General features: G+C 63.4%; 14 protein-coding genes. 6 read left to right on the top strand and 8 right to left on the bottom strand.

Going from position 1 to position 14,367, the window contains the following annotated elements:
• The first annotated feature begins 45 nt into the window (after positions 1–45).
• Positions 46–1,329: a phosphoribosylamine--glycine ligase gene (purD, locus tag B5526_RS25655; RefSeq protein ID WP_079542627.1), complete on the top strand. Its 1,284-nt coding sequence runs from the start codon at positions 46–48 to the stop codon at positions 1,327–1,329.
• Between the two features lie 150 nt (positions 1,330–1,479).
• Here purD and B5526_RS25660 read toward each other — a convergent pair whose 3' ends face one another.
• Entirely contained in the window at positions 1,480–2,712 is a 1,233-nt protein-coding gene (locus B5526_RS25660) for an acyl-CoA dehydrogenase family protein (RefSeq protein ID WP_079542628.1), read from the bottom strand.
• A gap of 300 nt (positions 2,713–3,012) precedes the next feature.
• Here B5526_RS25660 and B5526_RS25665 point away from each other — a divergent pair, with 300 nt between their 5' ends.
• Positions 3,013–3,918 carry an alpha/beta fold hydrolase gene (locus tag B5526_RS25665; RefSeq protein ID WP_079542629.1) on the top strand — a complete coding sequence of 302 codons (906 nt, stop codon included), beginning with the start codon at positions 3,013–3,015 and terminating at the stop codon, positions 3,916–3,918.
• 169 nt (positions 3,919–4,087) lie between these two features.
• On the opposite strand, the gene B5526_RS25670 is transcribed toward B5526_RS25665, so the two are convergent.
• Positions 4,088–4,546, bottom strand: coding sequence for a nucleoside deaminase (locus B5526_RS25670; RefSeq protein ID WP_079542630.1), 459 nt, complete (start codon positions 4,544–4,546; stop codon positions 4,088–4,090).
• A gap of 149 nt (positions 4,547–4,695) precedes the next feature.
• Between B5526_RS25670 and B5526_RS25675 the strand changes: the two genes are divergently transcribed.
• Together B5526_RS25675 and rsmD are read left to right on the top strand one after the other, a co-directional pair.
• On the top strand, positions 4,696–6,774 hold the full coding sequence (locus B5526_RS25675) for a pseudouridine synthase (protein ID WP_079542631.1): 2,079 nt from the start codon (positions 4,696–4,698) through the stop codon (positions 6,772–6,774).
• 231 nt (positions 6,775–7,005) lie between these two features.
• On the top strand, positions 7,006–7,563 hold the full coding sequence (gene rsmD / locus B5526_RS25680) for a 16S rRNA (guanine(966)-N(2))-methyltransferase RsmD (protein WP_079542632.1): 558 nt from the start codon (positions 7,006–7,008) through the stop codon (positions 7,561–7,563).
• A gap of 110 nt (positions 7,564–7,673) precedes the next feature.
• Here rsmD and mutL read toward each other — a convergent pair whose 3' ends face one another.
• A complete protein-coding gene (mutL, locus tag B5526_RS25685; protein WP_079542633.1) occupies positions 7,674–9,488 on the bottom strand; it encodes a DNA mismatch repair endonuclease MutL in 1,815 nt (604 codons plus the stop codon).
• A 321-nt stretch (positions 9,489–9,809) separates the two neighbouring features.
• Between mutL and B5526_RS25690 the strand changes: the two genes are divergently transcribed.
• Both B5526_RS25690 and B5526_RS25695 read left to right on the top strand, forming a co-directional pair.
• The gene (locus tag B5526_RS25690; protein WP_079542634.1) at positions 9,810–10,109 is read left to right on the top strand and encodes a hypothetical protein; all 300 of its coding nucleotides are present in this window, start codon (positions 9,810–9,812) and stop codon (positions 10,107–10,109) included.
• A 228-nt stretch (positions 10,110–10,337) separates the two neighbouring features.
• Positions 10,338–10,655: a ribbon-helix-helix domain-containing protein gene (locus tag B5526_RS25695; RefSeq protein ID WP_079542635.1), complete on the top strand. Its 318-nt coding sequence runs from the start codon at positions 10,338–10,340 to the stop codon at positions 10,653–10,655.
• Between the two features lie 145 nt (positions 10,656–10,800).
• Here B5526_RS25695 and B5526_RS25700 read toward each other — a convergent pair whose 3' ends face one another.
• From B5526_RS25700 to arfB, 5 genes are all read right to left on the bottom strand, one after another.
• Positions 10,801–12,369 carry a GMC family oxidoreductase gene (locus B5526_RS25700; RefSeq protein ID WP_079542636.1) on the bottom strand — a complete coding sequence of 523 codons (1,569 nt, stop codon included), beginning with the start codon at positions 12,367–12,369 and terminating at the stop codon, positions 10,801–10,803.
• A gap of 33 nt (positions 12,370–12,402) precedes the next feature.
• Positions 12,403–12,951, bottom strand: coding sequence for a Twin-arginine translocation pathway signal (locus B5526_RS25705; RefSeq protein ID WP_079542637.1), 549 nt, complete (start codon positions 12,949–12,951; stop codon positions 12,403–12,405).
• Between the two features lie 33 nt (positions 12,952–12,984).
• Complete coding sequence (locus B5526_RS25710; protein ID WP_079542638.1) at positions 12,985–13,380, bottom strand: VOC family protein; 396 nt, start codon at positions 13,378–13,380, stop codon at positions 12,985–12,987.
• Positions 13,381–13,755 carry a c-type cytochrome gene (locus B5526_RS25715; RefSeq protein WP_244562399.1) on the bottom strand — a complete coding sequence of 125 codons (375 nt, stop codon included), beginning with the start codon at positions 13,753–13,755 and terminating at the stop codon, positions 13,381–13,383.
• Positions 13,756–13,884: 129 nt separating this feature from the next.
• Complete coding sequence (gene arfB / locus B5526_RS25720; protein WP_079542640.1) at positions 13,885–14,304, bottom strand: alternative ribosome rescue aminoacyl-tRNA hydrolase ArfB; 420 nt, start codon at positions 14,302–14,304, stop codon at positions 13,885–13,887.
• Between the last annotated feature and the right edge of the window lie 63 nt (positions 14,305–14,367).

Genomic DNA, 14,367 nt, shown 5'->3' on the forward strand with positions numbered 1-14,367 from the left:
CGTGCGACCGACACGGTTTCGGACCTCCCATTCTGGCTGCATCGCATGCACATCCTCCTGCTCGGTTCCGGCGGCCGCGAACATGCTCTGGCGTGGAAGATCGCTGCTTCCCCCCTGGTGACAAAACTCTGGTGCGCCCCCGGCAATGCCGGCATCGCACGGGAGGCGGAATGCGTGGCGCTCGATATTGCCGACCACGCCGCAGTGATCGATTTCTGCAAGCGTGAACGGATCGAGCTTGTCGTGGTCGGCCCGGAAACGCCGCTCGCGGCCGGCATCGTCGATGATCTCGCGGCCGCCGGCATCAAGGCGTTCGGGCCGAGCAAGCAGGCCGCCCGGCTCGAGGGCTCCAAGGGATTCACAAAAGCGCTCTGCACCGAGTTCAACATTCCGACCGGCGCCTATCGCCGGTTTGCCAAGGCCGGCGACGCGCTGGCCTATGTCCGCGCGCAAGGCGCGCCGATCGTGGTCAAGGCCGATGGGCTGGCGGCGGGCAAGGGCGTGGTGGTGGCAAAAACCTTGCGCGAAGCCGAGGGTGCCGTCGCCATGATGTTCGATGGCGCGTTCGGCGCGGCCGGTGCGGAAGTCGTGATCGAGGAATTCTTGTCCGGCCGCGAGATCAGTTTTTTCGCGCTGTCCGACGGGGGGACCGCGATCCCGCTTGCGTCCGCGCAGGACCACAAGCGGGTGTTCGATCGCGACGAGGGGCCGAACACCGGCGGCATGGGCGCCTATTCGCCGACGCCGTTTGTCACGCCGGAAATCCATGCCGAGATCATGGCGAGGATCATTCTACCCACAGTTAAAGGCATGAAAGCGCGCGGCACGCCGTTTCGCGGCATCCTGTATGCCGGCGTGATGCTCACACCCGAAGGCCCAAAACTGTTCGAATACAATGTCCGCTTCGGCGATCCCGAATGCCAGGTGCTGATGCTGCGGATGATGTCGGACATCGTGCCGGCGATGCTCGCTGCCTGCGACGGTCAGTTGAAGAATTTTGATCTGCGCTGGTTTGACGAGGCGGCGCTGACGGTGGTGATGGCGGCAAAGGGTTATCCCGGCGATTATGCGAAGGGCACCCGTATCGAAGGGCTCGATGACGCGGCAAAAGCCGAAGGCGTCGAGATTTTTCACGCCGGCACGGTATCGAAGGATGGCACCATCCTCGCCAATGGCGGACGCGTGCTGAACGTCTGCGCGCTGGGCAAGACCGTCGCCGAGGCGCAGCGGCGTGCCTATGAGGCGATCGATCGCATCCAATGGCCGGAAGGCTTTTGCCGCCGCGACATCGGCTGGCAGGCGGTGGAGCGGGAGAAAGCGGGCGGTTAGAACCCCGTCATTCCGGGGCGATGCGAAGCATCGAACTACGATGTGCAATTGCACATCGGAGAATCTCGAGATGAGGCGTTCAGGTGCAAGACAATCTCGAGATTCCGGATCGGCGCGCGTTGCGCGCCGTCCGGAATGACGGGTGAAAACTTAGAGCAAATCCCCACCCGCAGCCGACGCCGTGGTGCCGTGCTCGCGGTACGCCTTGATGACATTGCGGCCGACCCGCCATTTGTGCACCTCGTCGGGGCCGTCGACCAGCCGCTGCGAGCGCACTTGGGTGTACCATTTCGCCAGCGGCGTATCCTGGCTGAAGCCGAGTGCGCCGTGCAACTGGATCGCGGTGTCGATCACCTTGTGCACCATGTGCGCCAGAAATACTTTCGCGATCGAATTTTCCTGCCGCAGATCAAGGCCCTTTTCGGCCTTGTAGGCGATGTGCAGCAGCATCAACCTCCCGATATAGAGCTCGCTGGCGCAGTCGGCGAGCATGAACTGCACCGCTTGCCGGTCGGCCAGCAGCACGCCGAAGGTCGAGCGCTTTGTCACATGCTCCGCCGCCATGTCGAGCGCGCGCTGGGCTTTTGCGATGTTGTGCATGCCGTGGCGCAGCCGGCCATAGGCAAGCCGATGCTGGCCCATGTTAAAACCGTTGCCCTCGCCGCCGAGCAGGTTGTCGGCCGGCACTTTCAAATCCCTGATCTCGATTTCGGAATGGCCGCCGTGGATCACGTCGGCGTGCGGGCCTTCGATCGCCATGTTCTTGATGTTGCGCTTGATCTTGTAGCCGGGGTTCGGCAACTCCACGAGGAAGGTCGAATATTGCTTGTGGCGCGGCGCGTCCGGATCGGTCTTGGCCATCACCATCGCCATGTCGGCGACGCTTGCGGACGACGAGAACCATTTTTCGCCGTTGAGGATGTAATTCTCGTTGCCGTCCTTCACGGCTGATGTCTGCATGCCGGTGGCGTCCGCACCCGCCGCCTTTTCCGTCATCGAGAAGCAGATGCGCTTCTCGCCGTTCAGCAGCGGCTTTAAGAATTTTTCCTTCTGGTAGGGCGTGCCATGCTCGAGGATCGTCATCATCGAGGCATCGTCGGGGCCTTGCGTGTTCATCGACAGCGCGCCCAGCATGCTTTCGCCGAGCTCCATCTGCACCAGCGCGTTGGCGAGCGGGCCCAAGCCCATGCCGCCATATTCCTTCGGCACGAACGGGCACCACAACCCTTGCGCGCGCGCTTTCTTTCGCAGCTTGCCGAGCACTTCGTCGAGCGGCTTGCTGTCGAGCTCCTTCTCCGCCGGAATGCATTCCTCATGCACCCATTTGCGGACTTTCTCGCGGATCGCCTTGGCTTCAGTCGGGATTTCGAAATCGATCGACATGGCAAGTTTCCTCGTTCTGGTTTGTTGTTGGTCGGGCTTGCGAGATGGCATATATCCGGGAGGGGCCAGCGGCAACGACAAACAAAGTTTGAAGCAACCTGCGCCATACCGCGCACAACCATCGTCATACCCCGCGCAGGCGGGGTATCCAGTACGCTGCGGCGGCTTTTGTCGGTGGCGGTATTGGTGTTTACTGGATCATCCGCTGGAGCTTGTCATCGGGCGCGCGTTCGCGCGACCCGTTGGCGGATGATGACGTGAGAGTGAAGCTCTCGCGAATGATGACGTGAGTGTGAAAAAATGCCCGATCTCGCCGACCTGTTTCCCGGTTATGCTTCCGAATGGATCAACACCGCCTCCGGCCGCATCTTTGCCCGCGTCGGCGGCAAGGGGCCGCCGCTATTGTTGCTGCATGGGTTTTCCGAGACGCATGTGATGTGGCACCGAGTGGCGCCGTGGCTTGCGGAAAAATTCACCGTCATCATCGCCGATCTGCCGGGCTATGGCTGGTCGGATATGCCGGACAGCGACAAGGATCACGCGCCCTACACCAAGCGCGCGATGGCGCAGGGAATCGTGGAAGCGATGGAGCGGCTCGGCCATGTGCACTTTGCGCTCGCCGGGCACGATCGCGGCGGCCGCGTGGCGTATCGGCTGGCGCTCGATCATCCCGGCCGGCTGTCGCGGCTCGCGGTATTGGATATTCTGCCGACCTATGACTATTGGGAGCGGATGAACCGGCTCTATGCGCTGAAAATCTATCACTGGACGTTTCTGGCGCAGCCGGCGCCGCTGCCGGAGACGCTGATCGGCGGCAATCCCGACTTCTTCCTGCGCACCAAGATGGCGAGCCAGACCAAATCCAAAAACCTCGACAGCATCGATCCGCGCGCGCTGGAGCATTATCTCAGGGCCTTCCGCGATCCCTCGCGGGTGCACGCGATGTGCGAGGATTATCGCGCCGGCGCCTATGCCGATTTCGAGATCGATAAGGTGGATCACGATTCCGGCAAGAAGATCACGATCCCGATGCTGGCGCTGTGGGGCGATGCCGGCATCGCCAGCGCCGCGGCAACGCCACTCGATAGCTGGAAGAAATGGGCGACCAATGTTGCGGGCGCGCCGATCGATTCCGGTCATTTTCTGACGGAAGAAAATCCGGACGCGACAGCGAAGGCGCTGCTGGAGTTTTTTGTGGCGGCGTGAGTGTCTTGCTTCAACGCATGGAAGATGGGCTCCCTCTCCCGCTTGCGGGGGAGGGTTGGGGTGGGGGTGGCGCCGCATTGCGGATGCTAGAGTTCGCGGAGAGATTTCCCCCACCCGTCGCGCTTCGCGCGTCGACCTCCCCCGCAAGCGGGAGAGGTGAGGGGCAAACTCACCGCCGCACCTTGAAAAATTCCCGCAGCAGCGTCGCCGCTTCGGTCTCACCGACCGCGGAGTAAACCTCCGGCACGTGATGGCAGGTGGGTGACGCAAAAAACCGCACGCCGGAATCGACCGCGCCGCCCTTGGGATCGGCGGCGCCGTAATAGAGCCGCCTGATCCGCGCGAACGAGATCGCGGCAGCGCACATCGTGCAGGGCTCCAGCGTGACATAGAGGTCGCAATCGACCAGCCGCTCGGTGCCGATGGCGTCTGCGGCCTGCCGGATCGCCAGGATTTCGGCATGCGCGGTCGGATCGCGGTCGGTCAGCGTCCGGTTGCCGGCGGTGGCGATCACCTCGTAATTCCGCACGATCACGCAGCCGATCGGAACTTCGCCGGATTTTCCGGCGTTTTCCGCGGTTTTCAGCGCCAAATCCATGAAAGAAGGGGCAGTCATGCCTCGTATCATCGGAAGAAACCTGCTATGAGATGCGCCTTCAGCAAAAGTGGACCCCGATTTTGCGTGAGAATGCGCCTTGAGCCAAGGGCGTGCGCGTTCTCGCTGGGACAACCCATCTCCACCTGATCGCCATTTCATCCGTTCACGAGAGACCTTTCATGCCCCGCGATAACGACAAAAACAACGATTCCCGCGGCCGGCGTGACCGCCCCTCCGGTGGCAAGGGCCGATCCGGCGCCGCCAGGGGACCGGAGAAGAAGTTTGCCAAGCGCGGTTTTGGCGGCAAGGGCGAGGGCGACAAGCGCCCGTACGCCGGCAAGCCTGACGGCGCCAGATCATACGCCAAGAAGCCCTATGCGGGTTCGGGCAAACCCTACGCCGGCAAACGCGAAGGCGCGCCGCCGCGCCGCGACCACGCTGACGCGCCACGTCCACAGCGCTTCAACCGCGATGACCGTCCCCGCGACGGCGAAAAGCGTCCCTACACGCCGCGTGGCGATCGCCCGAACTATAACCGCGACGACCGCGCGCCGCGCGGTGAGAGCCGTCCGGCCTCGCGCTTTGCCGAGAAGAAATTCGGCGACAAGCGGCCATATACGCCACGCGAGGGCGGCGGTGAGAAGCGCCCCTACACGCCGCGCGGCGAGGGTTTTCGCGGGGATGGCGATCGTCCCCGCGGCGATCGGCCCGAGAGAAAATTTGGTGGCGACAAGAAATTTTCCCGTGGCGCGCCCGACAGAGGTCCTCGAAAGGATTTCGGCAGTCGCGACAGCGACCACAGCGATCGGGGTCCGCGCAGGGATTTCGGTGCAGATCGCGGCGATTCAAAGCCGTGGCAGAAGCGCGACGCATCTTCGCCTGATCACGTCGGTCGCAACTCGCGCCCCGCTCGTGAAGGCGCGCGAAGCTTTGACAAACCGCGGGACGATCGCGGCGGCGACGCGCGTCCGCGGTTTTCGCGTTCGCGCGAGGATCGCCCGCAAGGCGACCGTCCGTTCCGTGAGCGGCCGAAGTTCGATCGTCCGCGTGAGGACCGCCCGAAATTCGATCGGCCCCGCGAGGCGCGTAACGCCTGGCAGGAACATCCGCGCAGCGAAGGGCGATCGTCCGACCGGCCGCGCCGCGACAACGAGGATGACAGCAAGATCTTTGCAAAGCGCCCGGCGTTCGGCGGCCGCGGCGCCTATCGCGAGCGCCCGGTGGAGGAGCGCCGCCCGGCACGGCCGCCGAAAGTGAAAAAATCCGGCGAGCGCATCGCCAAGGTGGTGTCGCGGGCGGGACTAGCCTCGCGCCGCGACGCCGAGGAATGGATCGTGCAGGGCCGCGTCACCGTCAATGGCCGCGTCATCAACTCGCCGGCGCTCGATGTTACCGAAAACGACGTCATTACCGTCGACGGCAAGCCGTTGCCGCCGCGCGAGCGTACCCGGCTGTTTCTGTTCCACAAGCCGCGCGGGCTGATGACCACCCATGCCGATCCCGAAGGGCGGCCGACCGTGTTCGACAATCTGCCGGAGGGCCTGCCGCGGCTGATCTCGATCGGCCGGCTCGATTTCAACACCGAGGGCCTGTTGCTGCTCACCAACGACGGCGGGCTGGCGCGCGCGCTCGAACTGCCCGACACCGGCTGGCTGCGGCGCTATCGCGTCCGCGCCCATGGCGAGGTGACACAGGCGCAGCTCGATGAATTGAAAAGGGGCGTCGAAGTCGACGGCGTCAAATACGGCCCGATCGACGCGACACTGGAGCGCGACCAGGGCGCCAATGTCTGGCTGGTGTTTGCGATCCGCGAAGGCAAGAACCGCGAGGTGCGCAACGTGATGGCGCATCTCGGGCTTGAAGTGAACCGGCTGATCCGGGTGTCCTACGGGCCGTTCCAATTGGCCGAACTTGCCGAAGGTGCGGTCGAGGAGGTCAAGACGCGGGTGCTGCGCGATCAGCTCGGCGAAAAGATCGCCGCCCTCGCAGGCGCGGATTTCAACCGGCCGATGCCTGGCGAGGCGCAGGCAGCGCCTGAGCATGAAGAGGCCGACACGCCGCGCGGCAAAAAGCCGTTCAAGCCGGCCGGCAAGAGCGGCCTGATCGCCGACCGCAAGGGCCGCCGGGTGCTGGTGCAGCGCACCGGCAGCGAGGAAGCCCGCGCCCGCAACGAGGCCGAAGCCAACGGCTACGGCCCGCCGCGCCGCCCGCAACGCGGCTATCACGGCAAGCGCGACCTCAAGCCGCGGGACGAGTAGGGTTGTTCGGATGAGGTTCGGGATGTCGCACTCGAGTCGCTGTCTGACTCTTTCCATTGTGCGCGAGCTCTCTCCGTTCCCTCCCCCCTTGCGGGGGAGGGTCAGGGAGAGGGGTGCCCCACGGGGATTCGGTGTGCGTGGCACCCCCTTCCCCAAGCCTTCAGAGCGAGCTTCGCTCGTCTCGACCCCGCAAGGGGGAAGGGAGCCCATCCGCCGTGCTTGCGCTTCCTGATGCGCGTCGTCGGCGGGCGATTGAAGGGCCGCAATCTGGCGTCGCCGGCCTCGCGCGAGATACGCCCGACCGCGGACCGCTTGCGCGAGTCGCTGTTCAATATCCTGATCCACGCCTATGACGATCCGATTGCCGATGCGCGCGTGCTCGACCTGTTCGCCGGCACCGGCGCGCTCGGCATCGAAGCGATTTCGCGCGGCGCCAAGTTCGCGCTGTTCGTCGATAACGGCACGGAGGCGCGTGCGCTGTTGCGCAACAATGTGGAAGCACTTGCGCTCGGCGGGGTGACAAAAGTCTACCGCCGTGATGCCACCAATCTCGGCGAGGCGCATCCGATGGAACCGTTCTCGCTGGTGTTCCTCGATCCGCCTTATGGCAAGGGTCTTGCCGAAAAGGCGCTGGCATCGTTGCGTGACGGGGGCTGGCTCGCGCCAAGCGCGTTGCTGGTGGTGGAAGAGGCGAAGGCGGCGGAATTTGCGGCGCCGGATGGTTTCGAAGAGCTGGAGCGGCGGGTGTATGACGATACCGAGTTTGTGTTTTTGCGGGCGTCAAACTGATGTCGTCATGCCCGGGCTTGTCCCGGGCATCCACGTCTTTCTTTGTGAGCGGAGAAAAAGACGTGGATGGCCGGGACAAGCCCGGCCATGACGAAGGATGATTCTCCGCTTCACCGTCTCCCGAACAGCTTCTCGATATCCGACAGCTTCAATTCCACGTAAGTCGGTCTTCCGTGATTGCACTGGCCGGAATTCGGCGTGTCTTCCATCTCGCGCAATAGCGCGTTCATCTCTTCCGGCTTGAGGCGGCGGCCGGCGCGGACGGAGCCGTGACAGGCCATGGTGGCCGCGACATGCAGCAAGCGCCGCTCCAGCGGCAAGGCCTCGTCCCATTCCGCCATGTGCTCGGCGAGGTCGCGCAAGAGCGAGCCGGCGTCGGTCTTGCCGAGCAGCGACGGCGTCTCGCGTACCGCGACCGCACCTGGCCCGAAGGATTCGATCGCAAGCCCGAACGAAGCGAGTTCGTCCGCGCGTCCAAGCAGCCGCTCGACGGTTGCCTCATCCAGTTCGACGATCTCCGGAATCAGAAGAATCTGCCGCGCCACGCCGTTGCGCGCCAATGATGCCTTCAGTCTTTCATAGACGATGCGCTCATGCGCGGCGTGCTGGTCCACCACGATCAGGCCGTCGCGGGTCTGCGATACGATGTAAGTCTCGTGGATCTGCGTGCGCGCCGCGCCGAGCGGGCGGTCGAGCAGATCGGCGGCTGGCTGCTCCTGAAACCGGACATCGGCGGTCGGCGCTCCGACATCGAAGGCGGCCTGTCCGGGTTCGGCAAAGGCGGTCGCCGCCGCGCCCTCGAAGGAAGGCCGCGGGCCGACCGGATAGGCCGGCGAGCGCCGCCAGTCCCAATTGGCGCGCGGCGGAGGCGCAAACGACGGGCGGAACGAGGCGATCGCCGCACCATCGCTGTTGGCCGCGGTGCGCTTGCCTTCGCGGGCAAGCCCGTCTTTGAGCGCGTGCACGATCAGCGCCCGCACCAGGCCAGCATTGCGGAACCGCACTTCGGTTTTGGCCGGATGCACATTGGCATCGACGCTTTCCGGCTCGAGCGTCACGAACAGCGCCACCACCGGATGGCGGTCACGCGGCAGATAGTCGGAATAGGCCGCGCGCACCGCGCCCAAAATCAGCTTGTCGCGCACTGGACGGCCGTTGACGAACAGATACTGCCCGAGCGCGTTGGCCCGCGTCAGCGACGGCGCGGCGGCAAAACCTTCGACCACGACGCCTTCGCGCTCGCTGCGCACCTCGATCGCGCAGCTACGAAAATCTCCGCCCAAGATATCGCCGAGCCGGGTCAGCCGGCCGCTGGCGCCGGGCAGCACTGCTGCCCAGGTGACCGGCGCGCGCTCCTCGCCGGCCAGCGTAAAGGCGATGTCGGGCCGCGCCATGGCGAGGCGCCGCACCACTTCGCGGATCGCCTCGGCTTCGGTGCGGTCGGTCTTGAGAAATTTCAACCGCGCCGGCGTCGCATAAAAGAGATCGCTGACCTCGACCCGGGTGCCTTGCGAAAGCGCTGCCGGCATGATCGCCGATTTCTGTCCGCCTTCGACCGACAGCGACCAGGCATGCGGCTCTGACGCATGGCGCGTGGTGATGCCGAGTTTTGCGACCGCGCCGATCGAGGGCAGCGCCTCGCCGCGGAATCCCAGCGTGCGGATCCGCAGCAAATCCTCATCATCGAGTTTCGACGTCGCATGGCGATCGACCGCGAGCGCCAGATCGGCCGAGGTCATGCCGCTGCCGTCGTCGGTGATGCCGATCCGTCGCCTGCCGCCGCCATCGGTGAAGATGTCGATCCGGCTGGCGCCGGCGTCGATCGCGTTCTCCACCAGTTCCTTGACCACGCTCGCGGGCCGTTCGACCACTTCGCCGGCGGCGATGAGGTTGACGACCTGTTCGGGAAGCTGGCGGACGGGCATGAATTCTTAAACGTCGATTCGAGGATCGATCGCCAATTTTAAGCGGCCACCGAACCAAATGCATGCGCCAAAACGGTGTTTTCGCGGAATTTTCGTGAAATGGGGTGCGTAAGTGCTTGGGACTGCCGCATATGAGGTCATCCCGTGGCCAAGGTTTCGCGAAATCACCCAGAAATCCCTGCACGATTACCACACCGCGCCGGTTGCATGGCGAATGCGCCGTTCGTTGCAATTTTCCTCGATGCGATGGGCGGGTCCGGTACCGGCGGACGGCGTAGATGAGCCGAACCGTTCATCGCAAAACAAACTTGGGAGAAGTGGATGAAGTTAGTGAAGACCTCAGCGATCGCGTTAGCGGTGTCGGCCATCCTTGCTGGACCCGTGCTGGCGCAAGGCGCCTCATCTGACACCCAGATCCGCGGCGGTGCGCAGGGCAAGAGCAACATGCAGGGAGGGATGACGGGCGGCAGCGACACGGACCTCAATGCACAGCAGAGCGCGCCCGGAGAGAAGGCCGGCGTCAATGCGAAGGGCAGAGGCACTGTAGGTGCCGCAACCGGCGCGACCAAGGGTACCGGCGGGGCGATGAGCGATCCCGCGGCCCCGGGCAAACGCTACTAGGCGTTTTCGAAAGGTTCCGGTTTTAACAATCAAGAACTCCGGTCGCGCGGCGGCCGGAGTTTTTCGCTGTTGCGGCGATGCCCGTCTGGTGAAAAAAGCTCGCCTCGGCAAGGAGATGGGCCGGCTCATTGTCCGATTGGTGCCGTGGGCCTGGCGGGAACATTGTGACCCGCGCCGGCCGGGTATATCGTTTAGAAAAGCTACAAGAAAGATCGGGAGGGTATCTTCATGTGCCAGCTGTTCGCTCACCAGCCTCAACGGGACTACGAATCACAGACCAGATCGCTTCGCATCGATGGCCACTCTACCTCGATCCGGCTGGAAATGGCGTTCTGGGATACGCTCGAAGAAATCGCCAGCAAGCAAGACATGAGCCTTGCGAAATTTCTCAGCTGTCTTCACAGCGAGGTCCTCGATCATTGCGGCGAAGTGCATAATTTTGCCTCGCTGCTGCGCTGCTCGTGCCTGATCTATCGATCGAAGACCGCGACGGTGACGCCAGATTTCCTTGCGGAGGCCGGACCGAGGTTGGTCGCTGCGGAATAGTTCTACGAGCCAGCACGCGTTCATCCTTCGAGACGCACGCTGACGCGTGCTCCTCAGGATGAGGTTCTCTAAATCCTCGTGGTGAGGAGCGCGGCTACGCCGCGCGTCTCGAACCATGAGGCTCGGATGCGCGACTGAGCCGATGCTAGATTTCCTTCCGCTGCATGGCGCCGGCGATATGATCCGCCTGCCTGACGGCAAGCGCCACGATCGTCAGCGTCGGATTGCAGGCTGCGCCGGTGGTGAACTGGCTGCCATCCGAGATGAACAGATTCTTGATGTCGTGGGTCTGGCCGAATTTGTTCACGACACCGTCTTTTGCTTTCGCGCTCATCCGGTTGGTGCCGAGATTATGCGTCGAGGGATAGGGCGTGGTCGGATAGGTCACTGTCGCGCCGACGGCCTCGTAAACCGCCGAGCCTTGTTTGTAGGCGTGATCGCGCATGGCGATGTCGTTGGGATGATCGTCGTAATGCACGCTCGCAACCCGCAAGCCGAATTTATCCTTTGCCTTGGGGTCAAGCGTCACGCGGTTGGTTTCTTGCGGCATATCCTCGCCGACCAGCCACATCCCCGCCATGCGTGGATACCCTTCCATCGCCGCGGTGAACGGGCGTCCCCATGCCCCCGGATTGAGGAAGGCCGCCATGAAGGGCAAACCAAGCGACAGCGTTTCCATTTCATAGCCGCCCATGAAGCCGCGGGATGGATCGTGTCGTGCCTCGTCGTGGATGATACCGGCCATGGTGGTGCCGCGATACATGTGAACCGACCTGTCGAACACGGCATAGACGCTGCCGGTCATGTGACGCATGTAGTTGCGCCCGACCTGGCCGGAAGAGTTGGCGAGGCCGTCGGGAAACATGTTGGACGCACTGTTGAGCAGAAGCCGGGGGCTCTCGATCGAGTTGCCGGCGACGGCAACAATGCGCGCCTTCTGGCGCTGCGTCTTTCCGGCCTCGTCGGCATAGACGACGCCGGTGATCTTGCCCGATGCATCATGCTCGATCATGAGCGCCATGCTGCTGGGACGAACTTCAAGGTTGCCGGTCGCTTCGCCCTTCGGGATTTCCGTATAAAGCGTCGACCATTTCGCCCCGGACTTGCAGCCCTGGAAACAAAAGCCGATTTGCTGGCATGACCCACGGCCGTCGCGCGGCTCGCTGTTGATCGCCATCCGCCCGGTGTGGATCTCCTTGTAGCCGAGCTTTTTCGCACCGGCTTCCATCACCTTGAAGTTGTTGTTGCCTGGCAATCCCGGAATGTTGTTGGTGCGCGTTACCCCCATCTTGTCCTCGGCCTTGGCGTACCACGGCTCCATTTCGGCAAGCGTGATCGGCCAATCCTGCAGATTGGCGCCGGGCACGTTGCCGTAAACGCTTCGGACCCTGAATTCATGCTCGTCGAACCGCAACGACGCGCCCGCCCAATGGACGGTCGATCCACCGACCGACTTGACGATCCACGCCGGCAGGTTGGCGAAATCCTTGGCGACGCGCCAGTTGCCGGAGGTGGTTCGCATATCCTTCCACGCCAGCTGCGTGAAACTTTCCCATTCGTTGTTGACGAAGTCCTGCAGCTCGATGCGCGGCCCGGCCTCAAGGATCACAACCTTGACGCCCTTCTGGGCCAGTTCGTTGCCCAGCGTGCCGCCGCCGGCGCCGGAACCGACGATTACGACCACGCCATCATCGTTCAGATCAAATTTCGCCATGATGTCCTCCCAACCGATTTATGTTCGAAGCCGTCAGACTTTCGGCAGCCAATCGATGTCGTTGAAGCCGCGCTTGATGTAGCCGCCGTGCTCGGCGGATGAGCCCTCGTAGCCGAATTTCGGCCACAGCTCTTCCTGGTTGTAGAGAGAGACGACAAGATCGGAGCGAACCTTCTTGAAGAAATCGGTCTGCTCAATTCCCTGTAGCAAGACGACCCGGTCGGCTTCCCAGGGGACTTGAGCGTAGGCGACCTTGTGCCGATCCTGCGCGTCCTGATCGAGACGGCGAACGCCATCTTCAAGCAGCGCCTTGGTCGCCGGGTCCTTGGCCGCCTTGGCATCCCACGGCTTGATCGCCGTGATGTAATAGCTGTCGACCAGGAAATCGTGCGGATAGATGTCGCGCGCGACTTTCACCAGCGTCTTCATTGTTGCGGGCGAAAGCGTGGTCGCCTCGTTGGCCCACGCATCCGCGATGCTTATTCCGGTGCTCGCCGCAACCGCTGCGACCGGAACCGCGCTCGCGGCACCCTGCAGAAAGATTCGGCGGCTGTATTTGCCTCGACGATCAACTTCTCTCATGGGTATCCTCCATTGAACGTTCTTGTTGATGAATTAGCCGAAGCGGCCACCTTTCTGGATCACCTCGATCTTGTAGCCGTCGGGATCGGTGACGAAAAAGAAGCGCGCCAGCGTCGCGCCATCATGCTTGAAATCGCGCAGCGGCCCGGGTGACAATTTCTCCTGCTCGAAGCGGGCGTGCTCGGCATCGAGATCGTCGACGACGACGGCGAGATGGCCGTATCCGTCGCCCGCAAGGTAGGGCTCCTTGCGGGCGAAATTCACCGTCAGTTCGAGTTCGAACGGCGAGGAGGCGTGGCGCAGGTAGATCAGCGCGAAGTCTTCAAACACCAGGCGATCGGCGATCTGCAGGTCAAACGCGCGGGCGTAGAAATCGAGCGACCTCGTTTCGTCGAGAACGCGGATCATCGAATGAACCGGCTTTGCCATTCAGTTCAATCCCTTCAGATATGCGATGATGGCGGCGCGCGTTTCAGGCTTGGCCTGGCGGTAGGCCATGACGGCGTCGGGAATGACGGCTTGCGGATTCGTCAGCCACGCATCGAGTCTGGCCTCGTCCCAGCTGAAATCGGCCTGCGCGAGGCCCGGCGAAAAGTGGAAGCCCTCGGCCTTGCCGGCTGGCCTGCCGACGATCTGGACCAGCGGTGGCCCCTGCCGGGGAGCGTCGGAGAAACTGGTGGTGTGGCAGGTGCCGCATTGCTGCTTGAACAGCGCGGCGCCATCGGGCGGCTTCGCCGCCGGCAAGGATAGTTGAGCCGAGGCGGCCTCGACAGTCGTCGTCGCGCTGCAAAATGCCAGCCCCATGACGAGTACCGCGCGTGGCTTTTTCATCGCTATCACCGTTGGCGCGAGCCGAGCTTAGTGGGTCGCGAACCGGCGGTGGTAGTAGCGGGCTGTTTTATGGTGCGAACGTTGCCGCGCCGAGATGCTGCCTTAGTCGTCGAACCGGGCCGAGCCGCGCTTCGCCTTGATGTCGCCGCGGCGCTTTTTGCCTTCCAGCCGCCGCTGTTTCGATCCGAATGTCGGCTTGGTCGGCCGCCGCGGGGTCGGCCGCACATGGGCTTCGCGCAACAGTTCGAGCAAGCGGTCGATCGCATCAGCGCGGTTACGCTCCTGGGTGCGGAAGCGCTGCGCGTGGATCACGATCACGCCGTCCTTGGTCATGCGCTGGCCCGCGAGCCGATTGAGCCGCGCCGCGACGTCATCGGCAAGCGCGATGTTGCGCGTATCGAACCGCAATTGCGCCGCGGTTGCGAGCTTGTTGACGTTCTGCCCGCCCGGGCCGGAGGCGCGAACGAAGGAGATCTCTATGTCGTTCTCGTCGATTGCAAGGTCGCGGGAAATCCGCAGCATGGTGTCACCGGATGCCCGATATTCCCCGATGGAATCAGGCGGAACACGATACCGGGTTTGCCG

Origin of the sequence: Bradyrhizobium lablabi (assembly GCF_900141755.1) — a bacterium.
In the GTDB taxonomy this organism is placed as follows: domain Bacteria; phylum Pseudomonadota; class Alphaproteobacteria; order Rhizobiales; family Xanthobacteraceae; genus Bradyrhizobium; species Bradyrhizobium lablabi_A.